Below are 19,513 nucleotides of genomic sequence, written 5' to 3'. Positions count from 1 at the left end.
TCTCCTTGGCTGAAGGGTTCAATTCCAGGGCCTCAATTCAACAGTCCAGGCACGGCGGCGTCGATCCGGCGCATGAGCACGAACCAGAACACATCGAGCGGCATCACGAGCCAGTGGAAGAGGGCCGTCGCGGCGAGCACGAGCGTCAGAACGGCGCCGACCAGGAGATAGGTGCGCTTCAGGCGTGCCTGACGATCGCGCGCCGTCTCGATATAGGGCACGACCGCCAGCAGCGGCATCTGCGTAGCCATCTGGATGGCGCGTGTGCCGTGCAGCCCCTTGTCGAGACTCTCCATCAGCGCCAGATTGCCCACGCCGCCCGCGCCGGCGAGCACGAACCCGAGCACCAGGATCGCCAGTCGATTGGGCTTGTCGGGCTTTTCGGGCACCAGAGGCGGTTCGATCAGCAGGAAGCGCTCGCCCTTGCGGTCGCGTTCGAGCGACTGGGCCAGTTCGGCTTGCAGACTCTTCTCGCGGATCTCGCGATACTTGGCCATGGCGTTGTCGTAGTCGCGCGTGAGCACGCGATATTCCTGCTCGACCCGAGGCGCCTTGGTGATGCGATCCTCATAGGCGCGCAGTTCGTCCTCGAGTTTGACGCGCAGGGTCTTGAGCGACTCGATCTCGATTTGCGCGGCATCAAGCTTGGTGCGCAACTGGATGTAGGCCGGGTTGTTGGCGCCGGCCAGGCGCGCGCGCTGGTCGCCCATGTTGCGGCGGGCCTGATCCAGTTTCGCCTGGGTATCGGCGATGCTGCGCCTCAGCGAGGCGACACTGGGATGATCATTCGAATAGCGTTTGGTGAGGTCGGCCAATTCCGAAAGCAGACCATCGAGTCGGGTCTGGATGGCGGCGGCGCTCGACTCGCCGACCTGAAGGCGCAGGGCGGCAATCTCTTTTTCGAGCTGGATACGGTCCGGATGGTTGGGCGAGTAGCGCTCCTTGACCCGGACATAGCGGGCTTGCAATTCCTCCAGATAGGCCTCGATCGAGCCGCCCTGGACTCCGGGTGCTCCGGCGATGCTGGGACTGATCTGGGCAAGCTCGGATTCCAGATAGAGCGCCTGCTGCTGGAGTGTGCGGATCGCCTGCTCGTTGTCGCGCAGCCGCTCCTCGGTGCGGCGCATGAGTTCGCGGTTGAGCGCTGCCAGTTCGGGCAGATTGTCGCTGTATTCTTCCTTGAAGGCCGCCAGTTTGGCCTCCAGGGTGCTGATCTCGGCGCCGAGCCGCTCGGCCTCGGCCTGCAGGAAGGTGGTCGCCTCGTTCGCGGCCGCCGTGCGACGTTCCAGGTTCTCGTTCAGAAAGAGCGACACCAGTTCATTGGTCACTTTCTGAGCGATGCTGGCCGAACCGTCCTCGAACGACAGCGAGAAGGCGATGGTGGCCTCCTGCGCGCGTCCGCTCTGCGGGTCGAGCACGTCGGCGCTGATCATGTCGAGCTTGATGCGTTCGCGCATCTTCTCGACGGCCATGTTGATGCTCTCGCGGCGGCGGATGTCGGGATAGAGGTCGTAGCGCTCGATCAGGGTGCTCAGGTTGACCGTGGTCATCACCCGCTGGCTGATGACCTGGATGCGCTGGTCGGCATAGCTTGTGACCGTGGTCCGGACCAGATCCGGCGGGATCTCCTGACGCTCGATGAGGATGGTGGCCGTGGATCGGTATGTGGGCGGAATGAGTACGGCGGCGAGTACAGCGATCACGAGCAGGATGAGGGCCGGCACGATGGCCTGCCATTTACGGCGCCTGATGATGGCGATGTAGTCGTCCAGCGTGAGGAGTTGTTCTTCCACGAATCGAATCCTGACCTTGGCAGCATCGTTTGAGCGTCCAAGCATTCTCGTCTCTGGGAGACGGGCCTGACGACGGGTGGCGTGGGCGCTGGGAGGCGTACCCCTGGCCGATCGAGATCGGTGGAGTGTAGCGCAAGTTGGATCGTTGCGGAATTTGGGCGCGAGGCCGTCGCCACCTGTGGTGGCGAGACCTCGCTAGGGGGCGTCAATAGCCTGGGGGCGGGCGCTGTCCACCGTAAGGCATGGGCATATCCGGGCCGGGTCCATAGCCTGGGCCATAGCCGGGGCGTGGCGGGGGCGGGCCATAACCGCCGCCTCCCGGACCGCCGCCATAGCCTGGACCGCGGCCATAGCCGGGGCCGCCGGAGCCATAGCCGTATCCCTGGCCCGGTCCCTGACCTTGAGAGCCGCCCGATCCCTGGCCCGGTCCCTGACCTTGAGAACCGCCCGATCCCTGGCCCGGCCCCTGGCCTTGAGAGCCGCCCTGACCCTGTCCCGGTCGTTGGCCCTGGTTCATGCCCTGGCCCGAACCCTGCTGCGAACCCTGACCATAGCCATAACCGCCGGGTTGAGCCTGGACACCCGCAGGCAGGGCCAGACCCAGGGCAGTCGTCAGGGCGACACCCGATACATATAAACCGAACTTGTGCATATCAGACCTCACAGTGAGACTCGTTCGTCGGCGTCGTAAGCACGCGTGGAGCGAATCCAAGACCTTGTAGATGCGGGTTAGCCGAGAAACTCGGCGGTCAGTGCATACTGCTGTCGTGCGACGTTGCTCTCGTCGGCCGCATCGTCTTCCATCATGGCACAGCTGACCGCCATGCGTGCCTGAACGGCCGCCTTCCAGGCACGATTCTGCCGCTCGGTCATGAGTTCGTCCGGCGTCAGTGCGGCGGCGGCGGAGGCCGCGACGAAATGATCGGCCTGTGCCATCCAGTCGGTATCCTTGCCGCAATCAGTATAGGTCTTGACGGCATAGGCGCGAGCGACCCTGAAGGCGTCTTCTAGTTCGCCGGGTGAGGCCCCGTCCGTGAGTCCGGTATGGATGGCGCGGTTGACGCGCTCGTCGCGGCTCAGATTCATGACTTGGTGTGCGAACCGGCAGCCGAGCTGTCGTTGCTGGTCCGGGTTCAGCCGATTGAGTGCCGTGCGGAGATCCTGGTCGTTGTCGATCGTGGCCATGGGTCGAGTCCTCACCTCAGCCAAGGGTTGTAGATGTCCTGCCAGTGCATATCAGCAAATTCCGCGCTCGATCACATTGACTTGGGTCACTGGGGTTTGCATCGAGCGATCTGGAACAAGACTCCTGAATCCCGGCGACGAAATTCGGGGCGCTCCGATTGCAAGGGGAGTGGGCTTGATGTATAGTGTGCGGCTTATCGAGCGACAGGGATAGCGGCTCCACGCCTGCATGGGCAAAGAGTCGGTCAGCATCGATTCCCCTCCCGGAGAGGTGTCCGAGTGGCTTAAGGAGCACGCCTGGAAAGTGTGTATAGGTTAATAGCCTATCGAGGGTTCGAATCCCTCCCTCTCCGCCAATTTATTACAAGATTTTCTTGTAAATCAAAAATATCCCGCTGCAAATCATAAGCGCCCCTCATTAAGTCCCCAGTCGATCATGACCCGCTGCAAGGCGGCATTGTGCTCGATCCGCGCGGTCTTCGTCTCCACAAAGCACGATAGGGCGCGACCTGCATTCAGCGTTTTGGCGCCCTGTCGCTTTGACGGTTACTCAACCTTCGTGTGCCCGTGCTCGCTTCCCGGCGAGGACTCCCTGAGATTCGATCATCCCACGCAGACGGTAGAGCGCCTCCAGCGCCTCGCGCGGCGTGAGTCCGTCTGGATCGATGTCGCGCAGTGCCGCGCAGACCGGGGGTTCGACCGGCTCGACGACGGCTTCCGGCTTGGCCTTGGGGCGCGGTGTCGATGCCGGCTCCATCGGAAACAGCGAGAGCTGTCGGGTCTCGCGCGTGGCATGACGATGCGCACCGTCTTCCAGTTCGCGCAAGCGCTCGCGCGCGCGGGTGATGACTGCTGGCGGCACCCCGGCGAGCGCCGCCACCGCCAGACCATAACTCTGATTGGCCGGACCCTCGCGCAGGGCGTGCATGAAGACGATCGACTGACCATGTTCGATGGCGTCGAGATGGACGTTGGCGATACCCGGATATTCCTCGGGCAGGGTGGTCAGCTCGAAATAATGGGTCGCGAACAGGCTGTAGGCGCCAATGCGCGTGGCCAGCTCGACCGCGCACGACCAGGCCAGTGACAGCCCGTCGAAGGTACTGGTGCCGCGCCCGATCTCGTCCATCAGGATCAGGCTCTGAGCCGTCGCGTTGTTCAGAATATTGGCCGTCTCCTCCATCTCGACCATGAAGGTCGAGCGTCCGCCAGCCAGATCGTCCGAGGCGCCGATGCGCGAGAAGATGCGGTCGATGGGGCCGATGACGGCACGACGCGCCGGCACGAAGCTCCCGGCATGGGCGAGCAGCACGATGAGCGCATTCTGGCGCATGTAGGTCGATTTGCCGCCCATGTTGGGGCCGGTGATGACCAGCATCCGCCGCTTGCCGTCCAGACGCAGGCCATTGGCGACGAAGGGACCGTCGAGCACGCGCTCGACGACCGGATGACGCCCGTCCTGGATCTCGATCTGCGCGCGGTTGGTCAGCTCCGGACAGCTCCAGTTCAGCGTCTGGGCGCGCTCGGCCAGATTGGCCAGCACGTCGAGCGCGGCGATGGCGCTGGCGGCCAGTTGCAGCGGCCCGAGCGACAGGCCCAACTGACCCAACAGTTCCTCATAGAGCCATTTCTCGCGGGCGAGCGCGCGTTCGCGGCTGCTCAAGACCTGATCCTCGAAGCGCTTGAGTTCGGGCGTGATGTAGCGCTCGACGCCCTTGAGCGTCTGGCGGCGCACGAAATCCGGCGGCACCTGATCGGCCTGGGTGCGGCTCAGTTCGATGTAATAGCCGTGCACCCGGTTGTAGCCGACCTTGAGATTGGCGATGCCGGTGCGCGTCCGCTCGCGCGTCTCCAGGTCGAGCAGGAACTGGTCGGCATGTTCGGAGAGGTCGCGCAGCCGGTCGAGTTCGGCGTCATAGCCGCGTGCGATCACACCGCCGTCGCGGATCAGCACCGGCGGCTGTTCGAGGATGGCGCGCTGGAGCAGATCCAGCACCTCGGGATGCTCGCCGATCTCGTCGCGTAGTTGGGCGAGCAGGGGGTCGGGAGACTCGGCCAGTTCGGCGCGCAGATCGGGCAGGACGGCGAGCGAGTCGCGCAGCACCGCCAGATCACGCGGGCGGGCGGTGCCGAGCGCCACGCGCGCCAGGATGCGTTCCAGGTCGCCGATGCCGTTCAGGAGTGTTTGAATGGACGCGCCATGCCCCACGCTGATCAAGGCGCGGATGGCGCCATGCCGGGCGCGGATGGCCTCGCGGTCGCGCAGCGGACGGTTCAGCCAGCGGCGCAGCAAGCGGCTGCCCATGGCGGTGACGGTCTGGTCGAGCACGCCGGCCAATGTGTGCTCGGAGCGTCCGCCGAGACTCTCGGTGATCTCCAGGTTGCGTCGGGTCGCGGCATCCAGGATCAGCGCCTCGTCGCGCGACTCGGTGGACAGGCCGCGAATGTGCGGCAGGGCGGCGAACTGGGTGTCGCGGACGTATTGGAGCAAACAGCCGGCCGCGCCGATCGCCGTCCGCATCCCGGCGCAGCCGAAGCCGCCCAGATCGCGGGTGCCGAACTGCTCGCACAGGGCGCGTTCGCCGCTGTCGGACTCGAAGTGCCAGACCGGGCGTCGGGTGACGCCGCGTTCGAGCCGCAGATCGCTGTCGAGCCGGCTGTCCTCGGCGATCAGGATCTCGGCGGGTCTCAAGCGTTCGAGCTCGCTCATGAGCGCCTCGTGCGACCCGACCTCTAGCACCGAGAAGCGTCCGCTGGAGAGTTCCAGCACCGCCAGCCCCAGTCCGGAGGCGCCCTCGGCGATGGCGACCAGCAGGTTCTCGCGCCGCTCCTCCAGCAAGGCCTCGTCGGTCAAGGTTCCAGGCGTGACGATGCGCGTCACCTTGCGTTCGACCGGCCCCTTGGATTGAGCCGGATCGCCGACCTGCTCGCAGATGGCGACGGATACGCCCTGACGCACCAGCTTGGCCAGATAGCCTTCGACGGCATGATAGGGCACGCCGGCCATCGGGATCGGTCGGCCGCCCGACTGACCGCGCCGGGTCAATGTGATGTCGAGCAGACGCGCGGCGCGCTCGGCGTCCTCGTAGAACAGCTCGTAGAAGTCCCCCATGCGGTAGAACAGCAGCATGTGCGGATACTCGGCCTTGATGCGCAGATACTGCTGCATCATGGGCGTGTGCCGGGAGAGGTCGGGGGGCGAGCTGTCTTGAGTCACGGGAGATCGCTGGGGCGGAGGGCCTGGGATTGAATGAACGGGCCGGACGTACCTGGACGTCGCGGCTGAAAGGGACTGCGTTTTACCATAGATCCGGAAACCCCGGCCAATTCCTGTAAAATCGCGCCCATTCGGCCTGTTGACATGCCTGTCCATTGGAACCCAGCCCTGTTCGACACTCACAGCCATGGACCCCATAGCCCTCTCAAGCCATTGGAAACGGATGCCAGGTCTGACGCCGGGGGCGGACGGACGGCGGCTGTTCGGGCCGATCGCTCGGCTCACGGTAGTCCTGCTGCTCTTGGGGTTCATGGGCATGGCCGGAGCGGTCGCGGCGACTGATTTCGAGCGCGATCTTCCAGGCGCGACCGACATCCCCGGCCTTCCGCGCTTCGAGGGGTCGGTGATCATCGGTCATCGGGTCAGTCCTTTCGATGAGACGCTGATTCCGACCGGCCCCTGGGAGACAGGTACCGGAGACTGGAAACAGACAATCAAGGCGTCCGGCCGGCGCACGCGGCTGGTCTATCTGGCCCCGAGCAACGCCAGTTCGCTGGAGGTCATCCGCAACTACCGCCGCGCGCTGGAGGATCTGGGCTATGAACCGCTCTATCAGTGCTCGGGGTTCGAGGAATGCGGGGACGGGGTCGATCGTTTCTATGGCGAGGCCGCCAACGGCAAGCAGCTCACCGACAGCCATCTGCTCAAGCACGTCTACTCCGACACGACGGTCCAGGAGCCGCGGCTCTACAGCGCGCGCCGTCAGACCCCGAACGGTGATTCCTATGTCTTCGTCTTCGCCGCGCTACAGGACAACTTCGCCGATTCGGCCGCCGGCAACCGGGTGGCCATCTTCGTCGAAGAGGTGCTGTCGCAGCCGATGCGCGAGCGCATGGTCTCGATCGAAGCCAAAGAGATGGCTCAGGGACTCTCGGACGCCGGACGCATCGCCGTCCATGGCATCCAGTTCGACTTCGACCAAGCGACCATCAAGGACGAATCCAAGCCCCAGCTCGAACAGATCGCCCTGATGCTGGTCGAGAATCCCGAGCTCAAGCTCTACATCGTCGGGCACACCGACAATCGCGGTACGCTGGAGTACAACATGGATCTCTCGCGCCGCCGTGCCGAGGAGGTCGTGCGCACACTCATCCAGAGTTATGGCATTCTGGGTGAGCGACTCAAACCCATGGGCGTGGCCGGTCTCGCGCCCCTGACCAGCAACGCCACCGAAGAAGGGCGCGCGCTCAACCGACGGGTCGAGATCGTGGCCCAGTGAAAGCCACTTTCCCCTCGCGGGAGAGGGATTGGGAAGAGGGGGAATCCAAGCGACATGACACGAGTAAACGAATGAGCGCCAATCTGAAGCTGCCGAAAGCCTACAAGACGTTCCTGATGCTGGCCCTGGTGATCGGGCCGTTCTTCTGGCTCGCCTTCACCGAGGACGGCCAGCGGCGCACCGATCTCGCCCTGATGGGGCTGCTCGGCAAGCCCGAGTTCAATGCCGCGCTCGACGCCTTCGACAGCCGGCTGACCGAGGCGAAACTGCGCGAGACCTTCCCCAGGCTCGAATTCCAGTGTGCCGACGGGGCCAATCCGTTCGGCAACCGACTGTGCGGCGCTCAGATCGGCGCCTTCAACCAGATCCCGGCGGCCTCGGTCACGCTCTTCTTCCAGGACGATCAGTTGCGCGCGGCCAAGGTGGTCTATCGGCACGCCTATCACGACATGGTTCGACGCTGGGTCGATCAGCGGGTCGGAGCGCGTCCGGCCAACCCGCTGGCCACGCCTGTTCCAGCCCAGGATGAGGGCGTCATCGCCCAGCCGGTCGCCGATGGGCTACTGCTGATGCGCGAGGGCAAGCTGACGGATGACGACGAACCGGCGCTGATCTGGCTCTCGCAGGCCGCCATCGCGGCCGGCTGAAGCCAAATGCGCTAAACCAACTGAGACTTTGCGATATGAGCGAGATCCACTTCATCGTCGAGGAGGCGCCGGAGGGGGGATATGTGGCGCACGCGCTTGGTGTCGATATCTTCACGGAGGCCGACGATCTGCCTGCGCTGCGGGAGCTGGTTCGGGATGCGGTATCCTGCCATTTCGATCCGGCCGAAAAGCCATCTTTGATCCGCCTGCATATCACCCGTGAGGAGGCCATCGCGGCGTGAGACTGCCACGCGACCTATCGGGAAAAGACCTCATCGAGCGGCTCGGGCGGCTGGACTATCGCCCGACGCGCCAGACTGGAAGCCATGTGCGGCTGACGACAGAGCGTGGCGGACAGCATCATGTGACGATTCCGCTGCATGATCCGTTGCGAGCCGGCACGCTCGCCGCGATTCTGAAAGCGGTCGCGATTCATCACGGCCTGTCGCGCGAGGAATTGCTGGAACGACTACAGCCATGATCATCCGTGCCCAGAGTTGTGCAGGAACAGCTCATAGAGCGTGAGCACGATCTCGACCACGATCAGGATGACGATGTACCACTCCACCCGCAGACTGCGCTTGCTCTGCAACAGATCGAGCAGGGTGCCGGCCGTGTCGTTGATCAGCGTCAGCTTGCGCTCCAGGGCCAGTTGACGCTCGCGGATCTCGTATTCGGCCTCCAGATTCAGGAACAGCCGCTCCAGATCCGGGCGCTCCCAGATGACCTCGGGTTTGTCGCCGATCTCGCCGCGCCCGACCATGTCCTGCTGGATCGCCAGCGCCTCGCCGATGTGGCGGATGAGGGTGCCGGCATGACTCACGCCGCGCCCCTGACGCCGCAGGCGATCGGCCAGCGGCTCGATGCGATCGAAGGCGTGCGCGACCCTGGCTTCCTGATCGGCCAGCAGCACGCTCTTGCCCAGGATGTCGGCCACGACCTGGAGCCGTGCCAGATCGGCATCGGCCAGTACCAGACGCTCGCGTTCCAGCGCCTCGGCGCGGCTCGGATCGATCAGGATCGGCAGGTCTTCGTGCTCGGGCTGGATCAGCGAGTCGCGCACGAAGGGGCGGATCTCCTCGATGAAGGCCGTTTCCTGGACATCGTCGACCCCGAACAGCACCACGGCGCCCGAGCGAAAGAGCACGGCGCGGCCCGTATCGCCGATCGGCGTCACCAGCGGATTGGTCGCCAGCGCCTCCAGGTGCCCGAGACGCTTGATGTCGAGATGACGCCCGAGCAGGCGCGCGCGTGCGGTCAGTGCGGTGTTGTCATTGGTTTGTGGATACATGAGCAGTCTCCCTGGCCGATTCCTCAATGCCGATCCGGATGCAATCGGCGATTATGCGCGATCGATATGACAGCTTCGGGACAGTCCGGCCGAACGTCAGCCGCCGGCGACCCGCTCCCACAACAGCTTCCCCGAGACGGCGAGCGAGACCACGACCAGCACCGGCCGCACCAGGGCCGCGCCATGGCGCAGCACCAGATGCGCGCCGATCCAGGCGCCGATCATCTGCCCCAGCGCCATCGCCAGCGCGATCGGCCAGAGGATATGGCCGCCCTGGACGAAACACAGCAGGGCCGCCAGATTGCTGGTAAAGTTGAGTGCTTTGCTATGGGCGGTGGCGCGTCTGAGGTTGTAGCCGAGCAGGGCGACATAGCCCAGCGCGAAGAAGGTGCCGGTTCCGGGGCCGAAGAAGCCATCGTAGAAGCCGACGCCCAGTCCGATGAGGACGGCGAAGAGGCTTTCGTCCAGACGCTGGTGCGAGTCGAGATCCGACAGACGCGGCGAGCGCCAGAAATAGAGCGCGAAGGCGATCAGCAGGAGCGGGATGAGTCCTTCGAGCAGGGTGCTGTCGAGACGCTGCACCAGCCAGGCGCCGAACGCGGCCCCGGCGAAGGTGCAGAGCACGGCCAGAGCGATGCCGCGCGGCGCGATCAAGCCACGGCGGATGAACTGGACCGTGGCTGTACCGCTGCCGAAGACGGCCTGCGCCTTGTTGGTCGCCAGACTCTCGACCGGACTGAGCCCCGCCCAGAGCAGGGCCGGGATGCTCAGCAGTCCGCCGCCACCGGCGATGGTGTCGACACAGCCGGCCACCAGGGCCACGGCCGAAAGCAGTAAGACCAGCTCGATGAATTCCATTTGAACCGCGTTTGGTTTGACGCCCAAAAGATTTCCGTCAACTGACTTCCATCCATGTTCGCACTCGACGTTCAGCAACTCACCAAGGTCTACCGCGGCGGTTTCCAGGCGCTCAAGGGCGTCGATCTCCAAGTCCAGGAGGGGGATTTCTTCGCCCTGCTCGGACCCAATGGGGCCGGTAAGTCGACCTTCATCGGCATCGTCTCGTCACTGGTGAGCAAGACGTCGGGTCGGGTCTCGGTGTTCGGGCGCGATCTGGACCGTGATCCGGAAGGCGTCAAGTCGTGCATCGGTCTGGTGCCGCAGGAGTTCAACTTCAATCTGTTCCTGCCGGTGATCGAGGTCGTGCTCAATCAGGCCGGCTATTATGGCATCCCGCGCGCCGTCGCCAAGGCTCGCGCCGAACGTTATCTGCGTCAGCTCGACCTCTGGGACAGGCGCGACACCGAGATGCGCCGACTCTCGGGCGGCATGAAGCGCCGGTTGATGATCGCGCGCGCCCTGGTCCATGAGCCGCGACTCCTGATCCTCGACGAGCCGACGGCCGGCGTCGACATCGAGATCCGCCGCTCGATGTGGTCCTTCCTGCGCGAGTTCAACGCCCAGGGCACGACCATCATCCTCACCACCCATTATCTGGAAGAAGCCGAGAGCCTCTGCCGCAACATCGCCATCATCGACGGCGGCGAGATCGCCGAGCGCACCAGTCTGGCGATCCTGCTCAACCGGCTCCATACCGAGACCTTCGTGCTCAATCTCAAGGGACGGGTCTCGGAACTGCCGGAGCTGGGCGGCTTCGTGCTCCAGGCGCTGGACGACTGTACGCTGGAAGTCGAGATGAACCGCGAGCACACCATCAACGGACTCTTCGAGGCGCTCTCGCGCAACGGCATCGAGGTCATCAGTCTGCGCAACAAACAGAACCGGCTCGAACGCCTGTTCCTGGAGCTGGTCGACCGGCGCGGTCTGGAGGTGCGGGCATGAGCGCGCGACTGGACGACTGGCGTCGTTACCGGGTGACGTTCCAGACCATCCTGGGCAAGGAGGTGCTGCGCTTCTCGCGCATCTGGGTCCAGACCATCCTGCCCTCGGTCATCACCACCACGCTCTATTTCGTCATCTTCGGGCGTCTGATCGGCGATCGCATCGGGTCCATGGACGGGTTCGCGTATCTGGACTTCATCGTCCCCGGACTGGTGCTCATGGGCGTGATCACCAACTCTTATTCCAATGTGGTCTCGTCGTTCTACAGCAGCAAGTTCTCGCGCTATATCGAGGAACTGCTGGTCTCGCCGGCGCCCAACTGGGTGATCCTGGCCGGCTATGTCGCCGGTGGCGTGGCGCGCGGTCTGACGGTGGGCGTGGCGGTGATGCTGGTGGCCATGTTCTTCACCGAGATCCGCATCCATGATCCGCTGACGATGCTGCTGATCGGCGTCATGACGGCGACGCTGTTCTCGCTCGGCGGCTTCATCAACGCCATCTATGCCAACAGTTTCGACGACATCTCGATCGTGCCGACCTTCGTGCTCACGCCCCTGACCTATCTGGGCGGCGTCTTCTACTCGATCGAACTGCTGCCCGAGTTCTGGCAGACCGTCTCGCTGGCCAATCCGGTGCTCTACATGGTCAACGCCTTTCGCCACGGGCTGCTCGGGGTCAGCGACATCCCGCTCGGGCTGGCCTTCGGCATGATCCTGATCTGCATCGTCATCCTGGCGGCCTACAGTCTGTTCCTGCTGCGCCGGGGTGTGGGCATCAAGACCTGAGGACGCCCGGTCGATCCGGGCGTCCGATGTGTCATAATCGAACGCCGATCATCTACTTTCCGATACACGAACACCCGTGTTCGTGATCCGAACTCGCTCTCGCAGGTCAATCATCCGTGACTTCCAATCGTCGCTCCGGTGCGCGTTCCCGGAGACGTCCACCCAAACGCAAAGGCTTCCGGTTCGGTCGTGTGCTCGTCGGCTGGTCGCTGATCCTGGCGGTCGGGGCGACCCTGGCCGTGGGTCTCTATGGCGTCCATCTCGATCGCGTGGTCCGCGGCAAGTTCGAGGGCCAGCGCTGGGCCTTGCCCGCGCGCGTCTGGGCGCGTCCGCTCGAACTCTACGCCGGACGGCGCCTGAGTCCGGATCAGTTCGAGTCCGAACTCGAGCGGCTGAACTATCGCGCCGTCGCGTCGCCGCAGACTCAGGGCCAGTATCAGCGCCTGGGTGATCGCTTCGAGGTCCGGACACGCCCCTTCCGCTTTTGGGACGGCGCCGAACCCGAGCGCCATCTGAACATCAGCTTCGCCGACGGCCAGGTCGCGACCCTGACCGACGCCGATGGCGGCGCCGATCCGGCCCTGGTGCGGCTCGACGCCATGCTGATCGCCAGCATCTATCCGACCCACAACGAGGACCGGGTGCTGGTGCGCCGCCAGGATCTGCCCGAGCTGCTGGTCAAGACCCTGATGGCGGTCGAGGATCGCAACTTCGACCATCATCTCGGCGTCGACCCCAAGGGCATCCTGCGTGCGGCAGTCAGTAATTTCCAGGCCGGCGCCGTGGTCGAGGGGGCCAGCACCCTGACTCAGCAGCTGGTCAAGAACTTCTATCTCAGTGCCGACCGCACCTTCGAGCGCAAGATCAAGGAAGCCTACATGGCCTTCCTGCTGGAGCTGCACTACAGCAAGGACGAGATCCTCGAAGCCTACGCCAACGAGATCTATCTCGGTCAGGACGGCAGCCGCGCCATCCACGGCTTCGGGCTGGCGAGCCAGTTCTTCTTCAATCTGCCGCTGAGCGAACTCGACGCCGCCAAGACGGCACTCCTGGTCGGCATGGTCCAGGCGCCGTCGAGCCTGGACCCGCGCCGCCATCCCGAGGCGGCCGAGAGTCGGCGCAATCTGGTACTCGATCTCATGGTGCGCGATGGGGTCATCAGCGAGGCTGAAGCGGCCAAGGCCAAGCGCACGCCGCTCGGCGTGCAGGACGGCGGCGGGCGTCCGGCCGGGTACTATCCAGACTTCATCACCCTGGTGCGTCGCCAGCTCCAGCGCGACTATCGCGACGAGGATCTGCGCTCCGAAGGGCTGAACATCTTCACCACGCTCGATCCGCTGGTGCAGGCCGCCGTCGAGCGTTCGCTGCCCAAGCGACTGGCCGAGCTGGAGAAGCAGCGCGGCATGAAGGCCGGAACCCTGGAGACGGCGGCCGTTGTCACCTCGGTCGAGCAGGGCGAGGTGCTGGCCATCGCCGGCGGGCGCCAGCCGGGCTATGCCGGCTTCAACCGCGCGCTCGACTCGGTGCGCTCGATCGGCTCGCTGGTCAAGCCGCCGATCTATCTGGCGGCCCTGTCGCAGCCGGATCGCTACACGCTCACCACCAGTCTCTCGGATCGCCCGGTCAGCCTGCCCGACGGCAACAAGCGCTGGGAGCCGAAGAACTATGATCACAGGGTCAACGGCTCGGTCCAGCTCCACAGCGCACTGGCGCGCTCGCTGAATCTGGCCACGGTCAACCTGGGTCTGAGCATCGGGGTCAAGAACGTCGTCGACACCCTCTACAAGATGGGCGCACAGCGACGCATCCGGGTCGTGCCTTCGGTGCTGCTGGGGGCGGTGTCCATGTCGCCGCTGGAGGTGGCGCAGGTCTATCAGACCATCGCCGCCGGCGGCTATCGCGCGCCCCTGCGCGGCATCCGCGAGGTGGTCGACGCTCAGGGCCGACCGCTCAACCGCTATCCGCTCGCCATCGAGGCGGTGGTCGATCCCAAGGCGGCCTATCTGACGACCTGGGCCATGCAGCGCGTGGTCTCGGACGGCACGGCCAAGTGGCTCGGCGATCAGTTGCCCAAGGGCATGACCATGGCCGGCAAGACCGGCACCACCGATGAGAAGCGCGACAGCTGGTATGCCGGTTTCTCGGGCGACAAGGTGGCTGTGGTCTGGGTCGGTCGTGATGACTACAAGCCGATGGGCTTGGCGGGCGGTACCGGCGCGCTACGGGTGTGGGGCGACTTCATGCTGAAGCTCGACAACGAACCCTTGCCCGAGATTCCGCCCGATGGCGTGGTTCTGGCCGATGCCTGCGGACGCAAGAACGTGCCCTATATCGGTGACAGCGCCAAGAGCGCAGCCAGTTGCGGGGGCGGCAGCGGTCAGGGTTCGCGCGCCTCGGGTGGTGGCGAGTCGGTGGCGCGCAGCGAGCCGGAGCCGGCCGGAGGCGCCGTCGAGACTCCACCGGAACCGCCGCCGCCGCCCAAGCCGGCCCGGACCGAAAACCACTTCATGAGCGACTTCTTTGGTCGCTGATGCCCAATGACAGTTCAAGGCGCCTGACACCATGGAACGTTTGCATCGATTTCTGATCGTTTCGTCGCTGGTTTCGCTCGGTTTGAGCGCGTGCTCCATGGAGCCGCGCGAGGGACCGCCGGCGCCCATCGTCCAGGTGACGCCGCGCGATGGGCAGGCGGCGCGGCCCGTCGCGCCGACGCCCCAGCCGGAGCGCGCGGCCGTGCCTGAGCAGCCGTCCGAGCCGGTCCGGCGTGGAACCCAGGTCTATGCCTACCGTGATCCGAGCATGGCGACGGAGCCGTCCGTGCCGCCCGCGTCCGGTGCTCAGCCGGCTCAGCCCGCCATGCCGAGTGCGCCGCCGACATCTGGGGCTCCGCCTCAAGCCGTCACTCAGACGCCGGGTAGTCCGCAGGTGCAACCGGCCGTACCGGCGCCGGGGTCGTCCGGGGCGCCGGCGGCGCCTCCTCAGCGTCCGGCCGAGCCGCAGGTCGCCAAGGTCGATCCGCGCGCGGCTCTGCCCGCCGCCGAGACGCCGGGGGCCGAGCGTCCGGCCGCACCGGCTCCGGCGCTGCCGCCCTCGAATTTCGCCACGCCCAGTCTGCCGCCGGCGGCCGCCAAGCTCGCCGGTCAGGCCGAGCAGCAGCGTCAGGCGGGTGATTTTGCGGGTGCGGCCGCTTCGCTGGAGCGTTCGTTGCGTATTGCTCCGCGTGAGGCGTATCTCTGGAATCGGCTCGCGCGTGTGCGGCTGGAGCAGGGGCAGGCGGTTCAGGCCGGCAATCTGGCCTCGCGCGCCAATGATCTCGCGGGCGGCAAGGAGGACATCAAGCGCGACAACTGGCGCATCATCGCCGAGTCCAAGCGTCGTTCGGGGGATCTCGCGGCAGCCAGTGAGGCTGAGCAGCGCGCGGGGGGGCAGTAGTCAGGTCGAGAATGAGCCGTATGTGTTTGGTGTTCAATGCGGCTTGACAGAAGGCTTGAGCGGGCTGCTTTTGGCTAGGTTGTGGTCAGTTTAGTGCTCAAGTGTCCGACTGCTGTCTAGGTACACTTTTAGGCGACCAAAGTGAACGATCTTTTTGCTTCTATTGCGATTTGCTCATTCTTAATATTTCCTCCAGCCTTATTGATCTTAAAGTTCATTACCAAAAAGCCTGGCTGGTGGCTGGTCGTCCTGCTAATGGCTCTATTTGTACTGCTTGGCTGGGGTCTGGTTTTTGCTGCATTTATTGAAGAACAAGCTCGCATTAGTGAACTTATTGATCAGGAAAGATACGAAGAATTGCCTGAGGGCTGGGACAGTGATGGAGCTTCCGGTGTATTCGCTCTTTTTGGTGGTTGGCTAGTCCCGCTTGCTTATTTCGTACTTTGGTTAATGATATACACTCCGGCAGCTATAGTCAGAAGTATTTTTACATCAATGCAGCCGCCTAACAAGCGCATGCAGTCGGATGCGACTACGCCGAACCGCTGATGCGAGGCGTTATGTGTTATTCGCCAGTAGGCCGTATAAGAAATTTTGATGACTGATCACTTCGGCTCTTGCCTGTGCGGCACTGTGAAGTTTGAAGTGCAAGGCGACTTCGACAGCTTTTACCTGTGTCATTGTCGCCATTGCCAGAAAGACACGGGATCTGCTCATGCGGCGAATTTATTCTCGCAGTCAGCCAAATTGACCTGGAAGTCAGGCGCGGATGCTGTGACTTCCTTTACGCTTCCAGGCACTCTTCACAGAAAAAGCTTCTGTAAACTGTGTGGTTCCGCCTTACCAAACACTCAGATTCCAGGCTTGCTCGTCGTTCCCGCAGGATGCTTGGACACCACAGTCTCCATATTGCCGACAGCACACATTTTCACATCCAGCCAAGCGGCTTGGGATGCCGAACTCGGGGAAGTGCCAAAATTCGAAGGTCTGCCGGAGTGAGCCACGATCACATAACCCATAGCGGTTGGCAGACACACCCACGCTGCGCTCCGGCGCCCCGCAAAGCCAAGCGTTAGGTTTTGATCGGATCTATTCATACTTATTAAAAAGGTTCTCTACATTGGATATCCCACGCATCTTCAATATTACCGAAAGCGCCCACCGCATTCACAACCCGCTCACGCCGGAAAAGCTCGCCACGCTCGGCGCTGTGCTGCGCCTTGAACCTGGGACTCGTGTACTCGACCTCGGCAGTGGTTCGGGCGAAATGCTGTGCACCTGGGCGCGCGATTACGGAATCACCGGCATCGGTGTCGACATGAGCCAGTTGTTCAGTCGGCAAGCCAAAGACCGTGCTGAAGAACTCGGCGTCGCCGACAAAGTCGAATTCATTCATGGCGACGCGGCCGGATACATCGCTGACCACAAGTGCGGTGTGGCCGCCTGTGTCGGCGCCACATGGATCGGCGGCGGAGTCGCCGGCACCATCGAGCTTTTGACGAAAAGCCTCGACACCAACGGAATCATCCTCATCGGCGAACCCTATTGGCGTCAATTACCACCAACGGAAGCGGTCGCCAAGAAATGCTTTGCCAATTCCATCTCGGATTTTCACGGACTTCCTGAGCTGATCGCCTCTTTCGACACGCTCGGCTACGATGTCGTGGAAATGGTTCTGGCCGATCAGGAAGGCTGGGACCGATACGAAGCGGCCAAATGGCTCACCATGCGCCGATGGCTCGAAGCCAATCCCGAAGACGACTTCGCAGAAGAGATCCGATCCCAGTTGAACGACGCACCAAAACGCCACGTCGCCTACACGCGCGAATACCTTGGATGGGGAGTGTTCGCGCTGATGGCACGCTGATGAGAGCGACTCAGCCCGTGCCGATCACGCTGTAAAAACTCAAGAACGCCCGCGCCTCACCTGGATGCGCTGACGCGCGCCGGCCAACCGGCGACAGGCGAACAAACGCATGGGTTCCGCGCCATACAGAGAACTGCTGAGCGCCATGGCCATCGCGCTCACCTTTGCCGCATTCATCCCCTATGTCCGCGCCATCCTCAGCGGCAAGACCAGACCCCATGTGTTTTCATGGATCATCTGGGGTTCGACGACCGGCGTGGTTTTTCTGGCGCAGATCGAAGACGGCGGCGGGGTCGGCGCCTGGCCTATCGGCGTGTCGGGCGTCATCACCATACTGGTTGCGTGCCTTGCCTGTTTGAAACGCGCAGACATCACAACCACGAAATCCGACTGGGTGTTTTTCGTTTCGGCACTGTCTTCGCTGCCGCTCTGGTTTCTCACATCCGATCCGCTGTGGGCAGTCGTTGTCCTGACGACCGTCGATGCGCTTGGATTCGGGCCAACGATCAGAAAGATCTATCGCTTTCCGCATTCCGAGTCATTGCTGTTTTTCGCCCTGTTCGCCATCCGCAACATCATCGCCATCCTGGCACTTGAGCACTATTCGGCTACAACAGTGCTGTTACCAGCCGTCATCGCCATGATGTGTCTGCTGCTGATCCTGGTGGCAATGCATAGACGGCGGGTATTGCCGAATGTGAACACACGCAATTCGTCCGAGTCCATGTCGGCCTGACGGTTGCACGGAACGTGCCTTCAGACATCCCGAGTCGAGCATAGGCCGAGCGCCCGATCAGGCCGGCGACGCCCGTCGATAAGAATCGACTAAAAAGCTTTCACAAAACCGCCGCTTTTCTGCTATTTTCCCCGGTCGAACGGCGATCGCCTCGCTCAGGCTACGAACTCAGGCGGATGCGAAGCATCCGGTGGCGTCTTCACCCTCTGTTGTTGGAGGTTTGTGCATGATCAAGCCAGTCGGCTCTGATGAACTCAGGCCGCGTTTCGTCTATGACCCCGAGCAGCACCACCGACTCTCGCGCGAAGCCGAGTCGCTGCCCTCGGTGATCGTCAGCTCCCAGGCCGCCGGCAATGCCGTCATGCTGGGCGCCGGGTATTTCAGCCCGCTCGACGGGTTCATGAATCTGGCCGACGCGCTCAGTACCGCGCAGTCGATGACCCTGACCGACGGTCGCTTCTTCCCGGTGCCGCTGCTCTGTCTGCTGGAATCGGCCGACGCCATCGCCGGCGCCACGCGGATCGCACTGCGTGACCCGAACGTCGAGGGCAAGCCGGTGCTGGCGGTCATGGATGTCACCGCCGTCGAACAGGTCTCGGACGACCAGATGGCGCTGATGACCGAACAGGTCTACGGCACCTCGGACCCGAAGCACCCAGGCGTCGAGACCTTCAACAGCCAGGGCCGCATCGCCATCTCGGGACCGATCCAGGTTCTCAACTTCTCCTACTTCCAGACCGACTTCCCCGACACCTTCCGCACCGCCGTCGAGATCCGTCACGAGATCCAGGAACGCGGCTGGCAGAAGATCGTCGCCTTCCAGACCCGCAACCCCATGCATCGCGCGCACGAGGAACTGTGCAAGATGGCGATGGAGGCGGTCGAGGCCGATGGAGTCGTCATCCACATGCTGCTCGGTCAGCTCAAGCCGGGCGATATCCCGGCCCCGGTGCGCGATGCGGCCATCCGCACCATGGCCGAGCTCTACTTCCCGCCCAACACCGTGATGGTCACGGGCTACGGCTTCGACATGCTCTATGCCGGGCCGCGCGAGGCGGTGCTGCACGCCTATTTCCGTCAGAACATGGGCGCGACCCACTTCATCATCGGGCGCGATCATGCCGGCGTCGGCGATTACTACGGTCCCTTCGACGCCCAGACCATCTTCGATGACGCGGTCCCCGCCGGCGCGCTCGCCATCGAGATCTTCCGCGCCGACCACACCGCCTACTCGAAGAAGCTCGACCGGGTGGTGATGATGCGCGACGTCCCGGACCACACCAAAGAGGATTTCATCCTGCTGTCCGGCACCCGCGTCCGCGAGATGCTCGGCCAGGGCGAGGCCCCGCCGCCCGAGTTCTCGCGCCCCGAGGTCGCACAGATCCTCATGGATTACTACCAGTCACTCCCTCAGTCGTAGCCCAACGGAGAGCCAATGA

Annotated in this window: 19 protein-coding genes and 1 tRNA gene; 14 read left to right on the top strand and 6 right to left on the bottom strand. The window is 63.7% G+C overall.

The features are described from left to right. Positions 1–32: 32 nt before the first annotated feature. The 3 genes from HW932_RS08090 to HW932_RS08080 all read right to left on the bottom strand — a co-directional run bounded on the left by HW932_RS08090 (position 33) and on the right by HW932_RS08080 (position 2,978). Positions 33–1,793: a lipopolysaccharide biosynthesis protein gene (locus HW932_RS08090; protein ID WP_176975978.1), complete on the bottom strand. Its 1,761-nt coding sequence runs from the start codon at positions 1,791–1,793 to the stop codon at positions 33–35. A 205-nt stretch (positions 1,794–1,998) separates the two neighbouring features. Then, entirely contained in the window at positions 1,999–2,445 is a 447-nt protein-coding gene (locus HW932_RS08085; protein ID WP_176975977.1) for a hypothetical protein, read from the bottom strand. A 77-nt stretch (positions 2,446–2,522) separates the two neighbouring features. Beyond that, positions 2,523–2,978 (bottom strand): hypothetical protein, encoded by a 456-nt coding sequence (locus HW932_RS08080; protein ID WP_176975976.1) that lies wholly within the window; start codon positions 2,976–2,978, stop codon positions 2,523–2,525. A gap of 265 nt (positions 2,979–3,243) precedes the next feature. On the opposite strand from HW932_RS08080, the gene HW932_RS08075 reads away from it, so the two are divergent. Beyond that, positions 3,244–3,334 (top strand) — tRNA-Ser (locus tag HW932_RS08075). A 194-nt stretch (positions 3,335–3,528) separates the two neighbouring features. Here the strand turns inward: HW932_RS08075 and mutS are convergent. Further along, complete coding sequence (gene mutS / locus HW932_RS08070) at positions 3,529–6,150, bottom strand: DNA mismatch repair protein MutS (protein ID WP_176976080.1); 2,622 nt, start codon at positions 6,148–6,150, stop codon at positions 3,529–3,531. Between the two features lie 268 nt (positions 6,151–6,418). On the opposite strand from mutS, the gene HW932_RS08065 reads away from it, so the two are divergent. The 4 genes from HW932_RS08065 to HW932_RS08050 all read left to right on the top strand — a co-directional run bounded on the left by HW932_RS08065 (position 6,419) and on the right by HW932_RS08050 (position 8,602). Continuing rightward, positions 6,419–7,474: an OmpA family protein gene (locus HW932_RS08065; protein ID WP_176975975.1), complete on the top strand. Its 1,056-nt coding sequence runs from the start codon at positions 6,419–6,421 to the stop codon at positions 7,472–7,474. A gap of 71 nt (positions 7,475–7,545) precedes the next feature. Beyond that, positions 7,546–8,121, top strand: coding sequence for a hypothetical protein (locus HW932_RS08060; protein ID WP_176975974.1), 576 nt, complete (start codon positions 7,546–7,548; stop codon positions 8,119–8,121). A gap of 35 nt (positions 8,122–8,156) precedes the next feature. Continuing rightward, positions 8,157–8,363 (top strand): 2-oxoisovalerate dehydrogenase, encoded by a 207-nt coding sequence (locus tag HW932_RS08055; protein ID WP_176975973.1) that lies wholly within the window; start codon positions 8,157–8,159, stop codon positions 8,361–8,363. Continuing rightward, positions 8,360–8,602 (top strand): type II toxin-antitoxin system HicA family toxin, encoded by a 243-nt coding sequence (locus tag HW932_RS08050; RefSeq protein ID WP_176975972.1) that lies wholly within the window; start codon positions 8,360–8,362, stop codon positions 8,600–8,602. Before HW932_RS08055 ends, HW932_RS08050 begins: the two co-directional genes overlap by 4 nt. Here HW932_RS08050 and HW932_RS08045 read toward each other — a convergent pair whose 3' ends face one another. After that, the gene (locus HW932_RS08045; RefSeq protein WP_176975971.1) at positions 8,603–9,412 is read right to left on the bottom strand and encodes an RMD1 family protein; all 810 of its coding nucleotides are present in this window, start codon (positions 9,410–9,412) and stop codon (positions 8,603–8,605) included. A gap of 96 nt (positions 9,413–9,508) precedes the next feature. Continuing rightward, a complete protein-coding gene (locus HW932_RS08040; protein WP_176975970.1) occupies positions 9,509–10,270 on the bottom strand; it encodes a TSUP family transporter in 762 nt (253 codons plus the stop codon). Positions 10,271–10,324: 54 nt separating this feature from the next. On the opposite strand from HW932_RS08040, the gene HW932_RS08035 reads away from it, so the two are divergent. The 9 genes from HW932_RS08035 to sat all read left to right on the top strand — a co-directional run bounded on the left by HW932_RS08035 (position 10,325) and on the right by sat (position 19,494). Beyond that, on the top strand, positions 10,325–11,254 hold the full coding sequence (locus HW932_RS08035; RefSeq protein ID WP_176975969.1) for an ABC transporter ATP-binding protein: 930 nt from the start codon (positions 10,325–10,327) through the stop codon (positions 11,252–11,254). Continuing rightward, on the top strand, positions 11,251–12,039 hold the full coding sequence (locus HW932_RS08030) for an ABC transporter permease (RefSeq protein ID WP_176975968.1): 789 nt from the start codon (positions 11,251–11,253) through the stop codon (positions 12,037–12,039). Before HW932_RS08035 ends, HW932_RS08030 begins: the two co-directional genes overlap by 4 nt. A 116-nt stretch (positions 12,040–12,155) precedes the next feature. Continuing rightward, positions 12,156–14,570, top strand: coding sequence for a penicillin-binding protein 1B (gene mrcB / locus HW932_RS08025; protein ID WP_176975967.1), 2,415 nt, complete (start codon positions 12,156–12,158; stop codon positions 14,568–14,570). A gap of 31 nt (positions 14,571–14,601) precedes the next feature. After that, positions 14,602–15,471 carry a hypothetical protein gene (locus tag HW932_RS08020; protein WP_012970326.1) on the top strand — a complete coding sequence of 290 codons (870 nt, stop codon included), beginning with the start codon at positions 14,602–14,604 and terminating at the stop codon, positions 15,469–15,471. Between the two features lie 141 nt (positions 15,472–15,612). Then, positions 15,613–16,020 (top strand): hypothetical protein, encoded by a 408-nt coding sequence (locus HW932_RS08015; RefSeq protein ID WP_176975966.1) that lies wholly within the window; start codon positions 15,613–15,615, stop codon positions 16,018–16,020. A gap of 48 nt (positions 16,021–16,068) precedes the next feature. After that, on the top strand, positions 16,069–16,470 hold the full coding sequence (locus HW932_RS08010; protein ID WP_176975965.1) for a GFA family protein: 402 nt from the start codon (positions 16,069–16,071) through the stop codon (positions 16,468–16,470). A gap of 121 nt (positions 16,471–16,591) precedes the next feature. Continuing rightward, positions 16,592–17,338 carry an SAM-dependent methyltransferase gene (locus HW932_RS08005; protein ID WP_012970329.1) on the top strand — a complete coding sequence of 249 codons (747 nt, stop codon included), beginning with the start codon at positions 16,592–16,594 and terminating at the stop codon, positions 17,336–17,338. A gap of 145 nt (positions 17,339–17,483) precedes the next feature. Further along, complete coding sequence (locus tag HW932_RS08000) at positions 17,484–18,074, top strand: hypothetical protein (protein WP_246296714.1); 591 nt, start codon at positions 17,484–17,486, stop codon at positions 18,072–18,074. Between the two features lie 226 nt (positions 18,075–18,300). After that, positions 18,301–19,494, top strand: a complete 1,194-nt coding sequence (sat, locus tag HW932_RS07995) for a sulfate adenylyltransferase (RefSeq protein WP_176975963.1) — start codon at positions 18,301–18,303, stop codon at positions 19,492–19,494. The last annotated feature ends 19 nt before the right edge of the window (positions 19,495–19,513 follow it).

This window comes from Allochromatium humboldtianum (genome assembly GCF_013385175.1).
GTDB classification, from domain to species: Bacteria; Pseudomonadota; Gammaproteobacteria; order Chromatiales; family Chromatiaceae; genus Thermochromatium; species Thermochromatium humboldtianum.
This window is presented reverse-complemented; position numbering and strand designations above follow the sequence as displayed.

Coding starts and splice junctions, on each gene's coding strand:
- HW932_RS08060 (WP_176975974.1), top strand. CDS start 7,546: ATGAGCGCCAATCTGAAGCTGCCGAAAGCCTACAAGACGTTCCTGATG.
- HW932_RS08055 (WP_176975973.1), top strand. CDS start 8,157: ATGAGCGAGATCCACTTCATCGTCGAGGAGGCGCCGGAGGGGGGATAT.
- HW932_RS08045 (WP_176975971.1), bottom strand. CDS start 9,412: ATGTATCCACAAACCAATGACAACACCGCACTGACCGCACGCGCGCGC.
- HW932_RS08035 (WP_176975969.1), top strand. CDS start 10,325: ATGTTCGCACTCGACGTTCAGCAACTCACCAAGGTCTACCGCGGCGGT.
- HW932_RS08020 (WP_012970326.1), top strand. CDS start 14,602: ATGGAACGTTTGCATCGATTTCTGATCGTTTCGTCGCTGGTTTCGCTC.
- sat (WP_176975963.1), top strand. CDS start 18,301: ATGATCAAGCCAGTCGGCTCTGATGAACTCAGGCCGCGTTTCGTCTAT.
- HW932_RS08085 (WP_176975977.1), bottom strand. CDS start 2,445: ATGCACAAGTTCGGTTTATATGTATCGGGTGTCGCCCTGACGACTGCC.
- HW932_RS08000 (WP_246296714.1), top strand. CDS start 17,484: ATGGCCATCGCGCTCACCTTTGCCGCATTCATCCCCTATGTCCGCGCC.
- HW932_RS08010 (WP_176975965.1), top strand. CDS start 16,069: ATGACTGATCACTTCGGCTCTTGCCTGTGCGGCACTGTGAAGTTTGAA.
- mutS (WP_176976080.1), bottom strand. CDS start 6,150: ATGATGCAGCAGTATCTGCGCATCAAGGCCGAGTATCCGCACATGCTG.
- HW932_RS08040 (WP_176975970.1), bottom strand. CDS start 10,270: ATGGAATTCATCGAGCTGGTCTTACTGCTTTCGGCCGTGGCCCTGGTG.
- HW932_RS08065 (WP_176975975.1), top strand. CDS start 6,419: ATGCCAGGTCTGACGCCGGGGGCGGACGGACGGCGGCTGTTCGGGCCG.
- HW932_RS08080 (WP_176975976.1), bottom strand. CDS start 2,978: ATGGCCACGATCGACAACGACCAGGATCTCCGCACGGCACTCAATCGG.
- HW932_RS08030 (WP_176975968.1), top strand. CDS start 11,251: ATGAGCGCGCGACTGGACGACTGGCGTCGTTACCGGGTGACGTTCCAG.